Source organism: Arthrobacter sp. MDT2-34-1, from assembly GCF_059091365.1.
The window spans coordinates 1,971,092-1,982,950 of the sequence record NZ_JBNHGO010000001.1 but is presented as its reverse complement, the minus strand read 5'-3'; the positions used below and the strand labels follow the sequence as shown (position 1 = coordinate 1,982,950).

The 11,859-nt window shown below is 61.0% G+C and carries 13 protein-coding genes and 1 pseudogene; 3 read left to right on the top strand and 11 right to left on the bottom strand.

The window, feature by feature from the left end:
• Window positions 1-133: 133 nt before the first annotated feature.
• Window positions 134-331 (bottom strand): annotated as a pseudogene (locus AC5RVV_RS09280) (IS1/IS1595 family N-terminal zinc-binding domain-containing protein); the annotation flags it as partial.
• A gap of 277 nt (window positions 332-608) precedes the next feature.
• Here AC5RVV_RS09280 and dctP point away from each other — a divergent pair.
• Both dctP and AC5RVV_RS09270 read left to right on the top strand, forming a co-directional pair.
• A complete protein-coding gene (dctP, locus tag AC5RVV_RS09275; protein ID WP_494001030.1) occupies window positions 609-1,835 on the top strand; it encodes a TRAP transporter substrate-binding protein DctP in 1,227 nt (408 codons plus the stop codon).
• 49 nt (window positions 1,836-1,884) lie between these two features.
• Window positions 1,885-3,456 (top strand): FAD-dependent oxidoreductase, encoded by a 1,572-nt coding sequence (locus tag AC5RVV_RS09270; protein ID WP_494001029.1) that lies wholly within the window; start codon window positions 1,885-1,887, stop codon window positions 3,454-3,456.
• 53 nt (window positions 3,457-3,509) lie between these two features.
• Here the strand turns inward: AC5RVV_RS09270 and AC5RVV_RS09265 are convergent, their stop codons facing one another.
• From AC5RVV_RS09265 to AC5RVV_RS09235, 7 genes are all read right to left on the bottom strand, one after another.
• On the bottom strand, window positions 3,510-3,572 hold the full coding sequence (locus AC5RVV_RS09265; protein WP_494001318.1) for a hypothetical protein: 63 nt from the start codon (window positions 3,570-3,572) through the stop codon (window positions 3,510-3,512).
• Window positions 3,556-4,134 (bottom strand): DDE-type integrase/transposase/recombinase, encoded by a 579-nt coding sequence (locus AC5RVV_RS09260; protein ID WP_494001317.1) that lies wholly within the window; start codon window positions 4,132-4,134, stop codon window positions 3,556-3,558. The genes AC5RVV_RS09265 and AC5RVV_RS09260 overlap by 17 nt, the downstream gene beginning before the upstream one ends.
• The gene (locus AC5RVV_RS09255) at window positions 4,044-4,520 is read right to left on the bottom strand and encodes a helix-turn-helix domain-containing protein (RefSeq protein WP_494001028.1); all 477 of its coding nucleotides are present in this window, start codon (window positions 4,518-4,520) and stop codon (window positions 4,044-4,046) included. The genes AC5RVV_RS09260 and AC5RVV_RS09255 overlap by 91 nt, the downstream gene beginning before the upstream one ends.
• A gap of 227 nt (window positions 4,521-4,747) precedes the next feature.
• Window positions 4,748-5,587 (bottom strand): enoyl-CoA hydratase/isomerase family protein, encoded by an 840-nt coding sequence (locus AC5RVV_RS09250; RefSeq protein ID WP_494001027.1) that lies wholly within the window; start codon window positions 5,585-5,587, stop codon window positions 4,748-4,750.
• A 43-nt stretch (window positions 5,588-5,630) separates the two neighbouring features.
• On the bottom strand, window positions 5,631-6,437 hold the full coding sequence (locus AC5RVV_RS09245; protein WP_494001026.1) for an SDR family NAD(P)-dependent oxidoreductase: 807 nt from the start codon (window positions 6,435-6,437) through the stop codon (window positions 5,631-5,633).
• 136 nt (window positions 6,438-6,573) lie between these two features.
• A complete protein-coding gene (locus AC5RVV_RS09240; protein WP_494001316.1) occupies window positions 6,574-7,302 on the bottom strand; it encodes an alpha-hydroxy acid oxidase in 729 nt (242 codons plus the stop codon).
• 8 nt (window positions 7,303-7,310) lie between these two features.
• On the bottom strand, window positions 7,311-7,745 hold the full coding sequence (locus AC5RVV_RS09235) for an alpha-hydroxy-acid oxidizing protein (RefSeq protein ID WP_494001025.1): 435 nt from the start codon (window positions 7,743-7,745) through the stop codon (window positions 7,311-7,313).
• Between the two features lie 17 nt (window positions 7,746-7,762).
• On the opposite strand from AC5RVV_RS09235, the gene AC5RVV_RS09230 reads away from it, so the two are divergent.
• Window positions 7,763-8,302 (top strand): thiamine pyrophosphate-dependent enzyme, encoded by a 540-nt coding sequence (locus AC5RVV_RS09230; protein ID WP_494001024.1) that lies wholly within the window; start codon window positions 7,763-7,765, stop codon window positions 8,300-8,302.
• 69 nt (window positions 8,303-8,371) lie between these two features.
• On the opposite strand, the gene AC5RVV_RS09225 is transcribed toward AC5RVV_RS09230, so the two are convergent.
• Genes AC5RVV_RS09225 through AC5RVV_RS09215 form a run of 3 tightly spaced genes read right to left on the bottom strand, consistent with a single transcriptional unit; the run spans window position 8,372 to window position 11,848 of the window.
• The gene (locus AC5RVV_RS09225) at window positions 8,372-9,487 is read right to left on the bottom strand and encodes an ABC transporter substrate-binding protein (RefSeq protein ID WP_494001023.1); all 1,116 of its coding nucleotides are present in this window, start codon (window positions 9,485-9,487) and stop codon (window positions 8,372-8,374) included.
• A gap of 54 nt (window positions 9,488-9,541) precedes the next feature.
• Window positions 9,542-10,666 carry a hypothetical protein gene (locus tag AC5RVV_RS09220; protein ID WP_494001022.1) on the bottom strand — a complete coding sequence of 375 codons (1,125 nt, stop codon included), beginning with the start codon at window positions 10,664-10,666 and terminating at the stop codon, window positions 9,542-9,544.
• Window positions 10,667-10,705: 39 nt separating this feature from the next.
• Complete coding sequence (locus tag AC5RVV_RS09215) at window positions 10,706-11,848, bottom strand: ABC transporter ATP-binding protein (protein WP_494001021.1); 1,143 nt, start codon at window positions 11,846-11,848, stop codon at window positions 10,706-10,708.
• Window positions 11,849-11,859: the final 11 nt, after the last annotated feature.

Here is an 11,859-nt window from a genome sequence, read left to right as displayed (position 1 = left end):
AGCGATCGCGATCAGGCAGCACCAGCCGCCGGAGAGATAGATCCCGTCGAGCTGGACTTCGTCGTGGATCTGACCCGTGGCCGGTATCTGCGGGACCACCTTCCAACACCACGCGATCTGCCGGCGCAGGGTCCTACCGGTAGCAGTCCCATCGGCCCGGGCGCGGGAATACTTGCCCAACAGCCAGCACAGGAACGCCTCGAGGTCGTGCCGGCGTGCCACGTCCGGGCGAGCGAGCTCTGCGCACCGACGTGCTGGCCCTGCAGTCCTTGCACCGCCACCGGGCCGAGCCGGCAGTGGTTTTTCCGTTGCGTTTTAGCGTCCCGCCGCAGAGAGCACACTCTTCCGGATAATCAAGGACCCTCTACGAATAAGGACCCGGAGTATGCCGGACCGGATTCAGCGGCACCAACACGGCGAAGCAGGGGCCACCGGACACACATAAATGGCCTATAACCCTGAAGTGAGTAGGCATCAAGGGCATGATGCTCCGACCGAGACAGCGATCAGGGCCCGTCTGGAGTTCTGTGAGATAGAACACCATTCCTGCTATCCTAATAACGCGCAGGGCCGAGCCGATGGTCCACAGGGGATACAAAGGAGTATTTATGTTCAAACACACCATCCAGCGTGTAATCGCACTCTCGCTCATCGCGGGGTTAGGTCTAACTGCGTGCTCCCCTGCCGGCTCGGCTACGGAAGGCTCCGCCGAGGGCACGCTTGATTCGATGGAGCCGATCACACTGACATTCGCCGACCTGAGCGGTGCCGACTCGGCCATCGGTCGCGCTGCTCAGACGTTTATGGACACAGTCGAGTCACAGACCGACGGGAAAATCACTTTCGAACCGTACTGGGGTGGATCGCTGTTCCCGCCCACTGAGGCGCTGAGCAACCTGCAGTCCGGCGCGGTCGACATCTCGTTCTTCTCGCCGGGATTCGCGCCGCAAGATGTGCCAATTTCTTCGTGGCTTACGGCGGCTGGTGTGCTCACAGACCAGTCCTATCCGCAGAACATGCTGGAAGGTTATGGAGCGACCACACAGCTGTATCGCCAGAGCGAACCTCTCTTGGCGGAACTCGAGGAAATCGGCCTTGTTCCGCTCTACCTCAGCGGCTCACAGCCCTTCGACATGCTGTGCACAGAAGAAGTGGAAAGTCCGGAGCAAGCGGATGGCATCCGCGCACGAACGAACAACGACTTCGCCGCGGCTGAAGTCGAGTCACTGGGTATGACTTCGATGTTCGCGCAGTCCACGGAGCTCTATGAGGGACTCCAGCGCGGCATCATGGACTGCGTCTCTGTCACGGCGATGTACTACGCCGACACGGGCCTCCTGGAGGTCGCCAAGCACTACCTGCCCGTGACGCTTGGGCACCAGATGGGAGCAGGTTACGTTATGGGCGTCGGCCGGTGGGACTCTCTGCCTGCCGAAGCACGAGACATAATCCTCGACGCGACTGTCGATTGGCAGGTCGCCTACGCGCAACAGCACATCCTCGCAACTAATAAGTTCGTAGAAAAGGCCGACGAACTCGGCGTCACCTTCGTCAACCCGAGCGAACTGGACAGCGCACTGAACGACTTCCACGTGGGGCGTTTTGAGGCTCTGTCTGAGTCTGCGCCGGCGAACCTCTCCGACCCGCAGTCCGTCCTGGACAAGTGGAGCGCCATCTCCGAGGAGTGGAGCGCGATGGTCGTGGAAGACATGGGGCTTGAGCTATCACCGCGCACCCCAGACGCCATTCGCGAGGCATACATGATCTCGGTGGACGAAATTGATTGGGATTCCTACGCGCAGAAACTCCGTGAACTGCTCCCGAGCAGCGACTGACTCTTCCACGGTCGGATAGCCAACAGAATCGATTAGCGAAAGACTTGCAATGAACCAGAACAATGTCATAGTCCTGGGTTCCGGCGCGGCGGGTCTGACAGCGTCCATCGCTGCAGCTCATGCGGGGGCCTCTGTAACTCTGTTCGAGTCCACTCCCTATCTAGGTGGCACGACCGCACTGTCGGGCGGAGTGGTCTGGTTCCCGGGCGACAGAGAGGGCACGGGCGACGTGCCCTCAGACAGCAAGGAAGACGGTCTAACCTACTTGCGCAGCTTCATCGACGGCGATGTTGACGATGATCTCCTCGTCACATATGTCGAGGAGGGGCCGAAGCTGATGGAGAAGCTCTCCGAATGGGCAGGCATTGAGTGGATGCCCGTGCCCTATCCCGACTATCACGCGGACCGGCCCGGCGGCCGATCAGCTGGAAGGTCGTTCGAGACCCGCCCTATCCAGTTGTCGCCCGAGGTTGCGGCGGTTATCCGTAGCGCGCTTGTCTGGCGGCTTCGGGCTACGCATGAGGAAGGTATTCACCAGTCGTTCGATCCTGCCGTGCTTGCGGAGCGCGACGAGAAGAACATTCAGACCGCAGGCAATGCTCTTGCAGCGTTCCTTATCGAAGGCGCATGGAAGGCCGGAGTGAAAACGCTGGTCGACACCCGCGTCCTCGGATTACACGTCGAGGACGGTCAGGTCACCGGCGTCGACACCGCAGACGGGTTCGTCGAAGGTCGCGTGGTCATCGCGACGGGCGGCTTCGAACGCGACAAGGAACTGGCGAAGGCGTTCCTCCGCGCGCCAATTGCAGGCTTCATTGGATCGCCCGGGGCAAAGGGAGACGGGCTGCGGATGGCGCTCGAAATTGGCGCCAGGGTCGGCAACATGAGCGAAGCCTGGTGGTCGCCCGCAATGCGGATTCCGGGGGATTCGATCGACGGTGAGGAGATTTGGCGCATCGTGTACCACGAACGGTCCCGGCCAGGATCCATCATGGTCGATCAGAACGGACGCCGTTATTGCAACGAAGCGCAGAACTACAGTGACGTCGGGCGCGCTATGCATTCCTTTAACCCGCACACGAGCAAGTTCGACCGAGACCCGTCGTGGCTTGTCTTCGACGAAGACTACCGCTTGCGTTACCCTCTCGGGCCTGTCTTGCCCGGTGAGCCCGTACCTTCCTGGTGGGTTACTGCCACCTCGCCGGAAGAACTGGCGGAGAAGATCGGACTACCCGCAGATAATCTCAAGAACACAATCGCCACCTTTAATGAAAATGCGGCGAAAGGTGTTGATCCGGATTTCGGCAGAGGCGACTATGTTTACGACCGGTTCGTTGGTGATCGTAAGACGGAGCACCCCAACCTCCGTCCGCTCGACTCGCGTCCTATCTACGCGATAGAACTCCGCTCTGGACTTCTCGGCACTAAGGGCGGGGCTAAGACCGACACCGAGGGGCGCGTGCAGAACTACCGTGGCGAGTCGATTCCGGGGCTATACGCGGCCGGCAACTCCTCGTCGAGTTGCTTCGGCCTCGCCTACCCTGGCGCCGGCGCGACTATCGGGGCCGCCATGCTGTTCGGAGAACGAGCTGGAACCGCTGCTGCGACCGACCTGCGATAGCCCGGGGTCAGCAATGAACTGGTCCCCAAAAGTTGGACCGGCTAAGTAAGAGCCTAGGCCGCGAGGGCCTGAGCACGGTATTGCACCGGACTCAGGCCCTTAAGCTTTGTTGAGATTCTTTCGGTGTTGTACCAAGCGGATGTACTCGTGCAGTGACGCTTCCAACGCTTCGGTGTTGAGGAACCGGACTCGGTGGAAGAGCTCTTCCTTGAGGTGTCCGAAAAAGTTCTCCATCAGGGCGTTGTCGAAGCAGTTGCCTTTGCGTGACATCGATTGGGCGGCGTCGGCGCCTTGCAGAAGATGCCGCCAGGAGATGTGCTGGTACTGAAATCCCTGGTCGGAATGCACGAGCGGTTTCTGCCCGCACTCGAGCGTTGCCCAAGCCTGACGCAGAGAGGTGTTGGTGAGCTCCAGGTTCGGGGACGGGCCCAGCGCGTAGGAGATGATCTGCCGGTCGAAGAGGTCCATGACCGGCGAGAGGTAGAGTTTCCGTTCGGTATTCTTCGCGACCGACCACCCCTGCTTGGCCAGCTCTGTGTGGATGCGGCGATGCCGGTACCGGCCGTGGTTCTTTGCGAAGATCTCCGTCACCGCGGCCTTGAGTGCCTCCTTCGGCTCCGGGGCCTGGAGGCGGGCCTGGTGATAGAAGAACGTCGTCCGGGACCTGCAGCAAAACAGGGAGGGGCAAGTTCAGCCTTGAGGGCGATGATGGCCTGAACCTTCACCGTCGTTCCTGCGCCCTCAAAGCCCGCAATTTTCCCAGGTAAGCTACCTCCGCCCGCCCGCCCGCTCGCGCCGCACCGCTCCAGTTCGGGCAACTTCGCCGATGGCGCGTCAGGCCTCTTGGGTCTGCCTTTAGGCCGTGGACGCAACGCATCCGCGCCCTCACGGCGATACGCCGCTACCCACGTTCTCAGTAGTGCGGGTGAGGGCAAGCCGGCTTCAGCTGCGAGATCCTGGGCCAGTCTCACCGGAACCGTTCGAGCGATGCGAGCTTGAACTCGAACGAGTACGAACGTTTTGTCGGTTTGGTCATCAACGCTCCCCGGCCGTAAATCCTCCATCGCCGACGCAGCCGGTTGACCGGGTTTCGCGGCACACCCAGGAATCTGGCCGTTGCACTATCTGCGAGGCCCTTTTTCGAACCACGCTACAGCGGCCTCGCGTTGATCCTCGGATAACGAACTACGTGGCTGCATAAAACTGCTCCCCAGGAGTCGGAACACAATTTCTCAGTCCAACTTCCGGGGAGCAGTTCACGACCAGCTAACTGTGTTCGAGCTTCCGTCGCTCAGTCAAGCCACGGAGGCTCGAACGCATTGTCTCGGGCTTCCTTGTAGGCCTTCCAGCCGTCATTCTTGAGCACGTCATTGAGCACGCGACCGTCGTGCGCCTGGGCGCGCGACGACATCTGGTTTGTGACGGTGTTGAGTGCGAGCGCCAGTTCACGCTGGTGCTCCCAGCCCATGAGGTTCATCGCGCCGTTGATAACTTGACGGTTGAGGGCGACGGCTTCTCGCGGCATAGCTGCAACGCGTCGGGCCAGATCGAGAACCTTGGTCATCATTTCGTCGTGCGCGAAGACCTCCATCACCAGGCCGATCTGCTGAGCCTTCTGGGCTGTGATGAGTTCGCCGCTAAGTGCGAGGAACTTCGCCCACTGCGGTCCAACGTGATAAGCAAGCGTCTGTGCGCCACTAGAGCCAAATCGTGTTTCGAGGAGACCGAACCTTGCCTGGTCGGATGCGATGATCATGTCGAGGTGGGTGGCGATGATGAGGCCAAAGCCGTAGCAGAGCCCGTTAATGGCTCCAATCGTGGGTTTGGTGCCACCGCGGATGCGGTCTGTCTCGCGAACGTTCGCTTCGAGGAATCGGTAGAAATCGAGAGGTGTTTCGAGCTTCAACCCTCCGATGTCCCCTCCAGCGGAGAAGGCTCGTCCGGCACCGGTCAGTACGAGACACCGGACTTCGTCGTCGGCTTCTGCGCGGTCCATGGCGGCAAGAAGTCTGTCAGCCATGGAGCCCGGCCCGTGGTCGATTACGTTCAGGCGATCTGGGTTGTTCAGCGTGATCAGCGCAACGCGGTCGACCACCTCGTACGTGACGAGGGAGGAGTCGGCGGTGGTCATGATGCGGTTTCTCGTCTCTGTCTCGGCTTGAGGGTTGAGCCCTCTAAAGGAAGTTCGCTCCACCATCGGCGACGATCGTCTGTCCGGTGATAGCGCCAGCAGCCTCGGATGCGAGGAAGAGCGTGGCGCCTACGATATCGTCGGGCACCAGACGACGCGGCACAGACTGCCCCGCAACAATCTTCGCCGCCTTCTCCGGTGATCCGGAGTCCCGTTCAATGCCTGTGTCTACGGATCCCGGCATGACGCTGTTCACGGTAATGCCGTCGGCTCCGAGTTCGCGGGCTAGGCCGCGGGTAATGCCAACCACTCCGGATTTCGATGCGACGTAGTGAAGGTAGTTGGGTCGACCGAACAGCACGGTCGACGATGACATGTTGATGATCCGGCCAAAGCCCTGCTTGCGCATGGGAGCCGCTACTGCGCGGCAGCACAGGAAGACGCCGGTGAGGTTGACGTCGATCACCTGCTGCCATTCGTCTAGTGGAATCTCGTCGAACGGGCGCATTGTGATGGTGGAAAAGATCGCCGCGTTATTGATTAGAACGTCGATGCGTCCGTACGCTTCCATCGTCGAGGACACCATCTTTTCGACGCTCTCGGCCTCGGCAACGTCGACCGTAACGGCGAGAGTGGTGTGCCCCGCGTTGGCTAGCTCGGCGGCAGTGCGCTTTGCGCCGTCCGCGTCGCGGTCGGCAATGACAACCGCGTATCCGGCTGCTGCGAAATCGGTGGCCATGGACTTGCCGATTCCCTGCCCGGACCCGGTGACTATGGCTACGCGCTGAATGTCAACGCCCTCGCTAAGCGTTCCGCTCTCTCGACGATCGATCTGGCTTACAGAATGCATAGTATGAGCGTAGAGCTTAGCAGCGGCGGCGTCAACGCGCGGCGAGACATAAATCCTAGATCTCAAGCCCGAGCCGTTATGCCGGGCCCATCTTGGACCCACGTCGGATCCAGGTCGGTCACGGACGGGCACCCCATTAGCGACATCGTACGGAGGCGGTCAGCGCGGGTGAGTTCGAGTATCCGGTCGAACCGGGGCCGCCGGCATAACCAAGGCCATAGAGATATGGGCGTCCAGACATCACAGCCTTCGCGCCGAGTGCGAGGGCCTTTATGACTTCCGTGGCGCGCCGTACTCGGCCATCCAGGATGACTTCAACCTCGGTGTCAACTTCGGCGACGACTTCTCGAAGGGCGCGAAAGGTTGCGCGTCCGGAGTCCAACTGTCTGCCCCCGTGGTTGGAAACGATGACCGCATCCGCGCCACTCTCCACCGCCTTTCGTGCCTCCTCGGCGGTCAGAATTCCTTTCACAAGCAAGGGCCGCATCCACAAACCGCGTATCCAGGTGATGTCATCCCAGGTCGGTGAATGATTGACCACGGCCTCGGCCATGTCATCAAGCGCCAGTGTTTCCCTCCGGTCCGCGCCCGGCCTGATGCCGTGCGCGAGAATGACATTCATGCCCCCGCGTACGAAGCGGTACAACCACCGCGGCCGCCATACGACCTGCGGCGCAAATTTCACCATGTTTGCGACATCGACATCATACGGCGGTGTTGCTTCGTTTCGAGTGTCGCGCTCGCGGTTGCCCACGAACGGCGTATCCACCGTGACGACGAGAGCACCGTACTCGGCTCGCTCGGCGCGCTGAATGAGAGCCTCAGCGCCCGGCCGACCGCTGTAGAAGTACAACTGAAACCACAGTTTTGCGTCTAGGGAGAGGACTCATGTACATCCTCGAGTGTGCGCGACGAGCCGATTGCCAATGTATAAATTGTGTCGGCCCGAGCTGCTGCCGCCGCAACCGCAGTCTCCGCGGCGGGATGCACCATGCTGTTGAGTCCGGTGGGGGACAGCAGAACCGGCATCGAGACAGGGGTGCCGAACACTGTCGTCGACACGTCCGGGGAGGGGACGTGCGTCGCCATCCGGGCCCGTATCGACACGTCATGGAAGACCTCGCGGTTCGCGCGCAGCATCACTTCACCATCTGTGCCCCCATCGACCATGTCGAACACCATGCGAGGGAGCGTCCGTCGGGCTCGGCGGCGGGCGGGCGACGTGCGGGAGGTCGTTGACCAACTGATCGCCCGGGTCCGAGAGCGGGATGCGGAGGAGTAACTAGCGGTGCCACCCCGGGGTTCCACAGCCCCAAGCCGACGTGATGCCGCTCGACCCGCGGGACGTGGGCGCTTTTCTCGATGAGCCCCTCCCTGAGGATAGGGTACTCATCTTCGACAGAGGCCGGTACATGCGCTCGACAGTGCGCACGATGCGAGTATCCGGGCCCGACTCATTTCGGATCGGGATTGGAATTGGCGTCGCCATTGGTCACTGTCTTGCACGTCCGAATCGCAGTACGGTCCTCATTGCTGGTGACGGCGGAATGAGTATGTCACTTGCGGATCTCGAGACCGTCGCGCGATACCGGCTCCCACTCGCGATCGTCGTGTTGAACGACCAGGGCTACGGGTCTGAACGTGTCTTTCTCGAGCAGGACGGGATGCCCACGACAGAAGCGCACCTAGACGACATGGACTTTGCGCCCATCGCAAGCGCGATGGGGTTTAGCACCACGCGTACAGTCCGCACGCTTGCCGAACTCCGTGAAACTCAAGACCTGCTCTCCGCTGTCACCGGTCCCGTGCTTGTCGACATTAAGGTCGCGCAAAATGTCACGGTTCCACTGGTGCGGTTGGACTAAATGACCGGATGCCATGGTCCGTTCGGAACCATGGCATCCGGTTGTCCAGTACTAGTTATCGAGTACCGGTTACCGCAGCGTCGGAGCGAGGACGTTGTTATACCAGTCCTTCATCTCCTGGCTTGGCACTCCTCGGGAGATAGCGGCATCGGTGGGAAGCGTGTGCCGCTCGGGGATGAGGTCGCCAAACGTGCCCGGGGGGAGCGGGCTGAGCACGCCGTCATCCGGAGCAGTGATGGCTAGCTGGCCTGCCGGCGACAGGAGCCAGTTCTGGAACACTTGCGCGGCATTGGGGTGTTGTGCCCACCCAACGATGCTCGACGACACCACTGAAACGACGGGCGGCTGGCTTTCAATCCACTCAATCGGCGCCCCTGCCTCAATGAGCGGGCCCACTGACGAGTAGTTGACAACCGCGCTGGCGGCGATCTCGCCAGAGGCGAGAGCATCTGCCATCTGAGCTGCGCTCTCGTAACGGATCGGGTTCAGATCGGCGTACTTCTCAAGATCGCCATTGTCACCCGTTACTTCGAAGGTGTTATACCAGGCGACTACGGGAGCAGTCGAGTCGGTTGTGGGGGGTACCCCGCCGATGGCCCCAGCCAATTCCGGCTGGAAGATGTCCACCGCCGGGTCCTCGATGGGGTCAGCGCCGAGCTCTTCTACGAGTTGCGTATTCACAGCAACGCCGGTCGCGTTAGCGATCACGAACTGGCTGAGACCGTCGTTGAATTCCGAGTCCGTACCCTCCCAGTACTCGGACCGCATGGGGCCTTCACTCATGACGAGATTCGAGGCGTTGTCTTCGAACCATTGCGTGGAGAGCAAGGCTGCCACATCTGCACCGGGTGCATTGTTGGCCTTTTCCTGCTCAAGCTTCGCAACAGTCTCTGCCGTTGGCTGGCGCAGGATGGTGAGGGTGATGTCGGGGTAGTGCTGAGCGAATCCCTCCTTGAGCCGGTCCTCGAAGCCGGGGTAGACGAGGTAGAGCACGACCTCGCCCTCCTCGTTGGCGGCCTCGACGATCGCCTCCCACTCGGCGCCGCCGCCGGCGTTCGGATCACCGGCTTCGGCCAACGACGGATTCTCTGAAGGGCTCTCCGTATTGCCGCCCGTGCTGCACCCGACCAGAGCCAGGGCGGTCATCCCCGCGACGAATAAGCCCGCCGCGGCGCGTCGTTTCATAGGTTTCATGCTGTGCCTTTCTTTTTAAGGGTGCTCGGTGCAACGTGACGCGCTCTATTGCGGCATGTGCTTCAAATAAATTGAGTCGTACCACTCGTGCATTTCATCGGTGGCTGACCCCGTGTTGATAGCGGCGTCTGTTGGCAATGTGTGCTTGTCGGGGATAACGCTCTCAAGGACTCCCGGTGGCAGCGGGCTGATGACGCCATCATCAGGGGCGGTGAGCGCGAGCTGCCCAGCTGGCGATAAGAGCCAGTTCTGAAGTACCTGCGCCGCGTAAGGGTGCTGTGCCCAACCAACAATGCTTGACGACACGACCGACGCGACGCGCGGCTCGTTCATCACCCATGTAACCGGAGCACCTGCACTAATGCCCGGTCCGACAGACGAGTAGTTCATCATGAGACCGACAGCAATCTCGCCCGAGGTGAGGGCATCTGCCATCTGAGCGGTGCTCTCGTAGTAGATCGGGTCTAGCTCTGCGAGCTTCTCCAGAGCCGACTCACCACCCATCCCGCGGAAGGTGTTGAACGCGGAAACCAGCCGCCCTGTGTCGGAGCTGGGTCGTATTAAGCCGATTGCACCCGCGAGTTCGGGCTGGAGAACGTCCGATTCGGCGTTTTCGATCGGATCAGCTCCGAGCTCCTCGACGAGTTCAGTGTTGACTCCAGCGCCTACGCCGTTTCCTACTACGAATTGCGTAAGGCCATCGTTGTATTCGCCTTCGGTCCCAGCCCAGTATTTTTCACGCATCGGGCCTTCGCTCATGACGAGGTCAGCCGCGTTGTCTTCATACCAGGCCGTCAGAAGGAGTGCCGCGACATCCGCACCCGGAGCATCGTGAAGTTTTTCCTGCTCGAGCTTCGCCACAGTCTCAGCGTTCGGCTGTCGCAGGATGGTGAGGGTGATGTCGGGGTAGTGCTGAGCGAATCCCTCCTTGAGCCGGTCCTCGAAGCCGGGGTAGACGAGGTAGAGCACGACCTCGCCTTCCTCGTTGGCGGCCTCGACGATCGCCTCCCACTCGGCGCCGCCGCCGGCGTTCGGATCACCGGCTTCGGTCAACGACGGATTCTCTGAAGGGCTCTCCGTATTGCCGCCCGTGCTGCACCCGACCAGAGCCAGGGCGGTCATCCCCGCGACGAATAAGCCCGCCGCGGCGCGTCGTTTCATAAGTTTCATGCTGTGTCTTTCTATTGAGTCGGTGCGAGGGGACGGGCTTCACTGCGTTAGCTGTAGATCTCTGTTGTTTCGCAGGGTCCCCGAGTCCCTGGAATACAGCAGCGCAGCTTCCTTCCGGAACGTCACCGCCACCTTGTCCCCAGCCTTGAAGTCCCACGTGCGCGCCGGCGCGACGGCAGACCATACGCCAAACCCGAGGTCCACGGTCCACTCGCTGTGCTCACCGCTGTAGATCACATCCTCAACGGTCCCGTACGACAGCACGGTGCGGTGGGCGCCGGGGGATCCGGCTTCGGCCGGTGTCATCAATTCGATATCGGAGGAGCGCACGAAAAGGTCGTGCTGGCCGCCCGTAGTTCGACCGAGATCGAGGGGGAGGTCTTGTGATGAATCGCTAACTCGCCAGGTCGAGTCGGCAGGCAAATGGTCCAGAGCGACCTCATTGGTTATGCCGAGGAACCGAGCAACGTAAGGAGTGGCTGGCCGAGAGAATACTTCGACCGGTGGGCCCACCTGTACCCGCTTGCCGAGTCGCATCACGACGACCGTGTCGCCGATCTGGAGTGCTTCTGTCTGGTCATGCGTCACATAGAGACCGGTGAAGTTCTCGCTGCGGTGAAGCGCCCGGATGTCTTGCCGCAGTTGTGCACGCAACCGGAAGTCGAGGTTACTGAGGGGCTCGTCAAACAGCATTACCTCGGGCGACGCAGCCATAGCGCGTGCTAGAGCGATCCGCTGCTGTTGGCCACCGCTGAGGTCCGCCGGGTAGCGGTCGACGTACGGGTCGCACTCGACGAGTCGTAGCGTCGCCAGTACTTTCTCCCTCATCGTGCTCTTCGACCAGCCCTTGGACTTCATCGGATACGCGACGTTCTGACCAACGGTCATGTGCGGCCAGAGGGCGTAGTTCTGGAACACCATCCCAATCGGGCGCTTGTGCGTCGGAACATCCTTGGTCTTACCTGAGTGATCAAATACCGTCATGTCTCCGAAGGAAATGCGCCCCCCGTCGGGTCGTTCAAGACCTGCTACAGACCGCAATAGCGTTGTTTTTCCGCAGCCACTGGGTCCCAAGAGCACGACAAGTTCACCGGCGGCTACTTCCAAATTGAAGTCGTTGACCGCTGGCTCTGCCTGCTTCGGAAAAGTCTTCGATATGTGAGAGATGGTGACCGCGCTCATGCTTTTACCTT

Coding starts and splice junctions, on each gene's coding strand:
- dctP (WP_494001030.1), top strand. CDS start 609: ATGTTCAAACACACCATCCAGCGTGTAATCGCACTCTCGCTCATCGCG.
- AC5RVV_RS09270 (WP_494001029.1), top strand. CDS start 1,885: ATGAACCAGAACAATGTCATAGTCCTGGGTTCCGGCGCGGCGGGTCTG.
- AC5RVV_RS09255 (WP_494001028.1), bottom strand. CDS start 4,520: ATGGAGGATTTACGGCCGGGGAGCGTTGATGACCAAACCGACAAAACG.
- AC5RVV_RS09250 (WP_494001027.1), bottom strand. CDS start 5,587: ATGACCACCGCCGACTCCTCCCTCGTCACGTACGAGGTGGTCGACCGC.
- AC5RVV_RS09245 (WP_494001026.1), bottom strand. CDS start 6,437: ATGCATTCTGTAAGCCAGATCGATCGTCGAGAGAGCGGAACGCTTAGC.
- AC5RVV_RS09230 (WP_494001024.1), top strand. CDS start 7,763: ATGCCGCTCGACCCGCGGGACGTGGGCGCTTTTCTCGATGAGCCCCTC.
- AC5RVV_RS09225 (WP_494001023.1), bottom strand. CDS start 9,487: ATGAAACGACGCGCCGCGGCGGGCTTATTCGTCGCGGGGATGACCGCC.
- AC5RVV_RS09220 (WP_494001022.1), bottom strand. CDS start 10,666: ATGAAACTTATGAAACGACGCGCCGCGGCGGGCTTATTCGTCGCGGGG.
- AC5RVV_RS09215 (WP_494001021.1), bottom strand. CDS start 11,848: ATGAGCGCGGTCACCATCTCTCACATATCGAAGACTTTTCCGAAGCAG.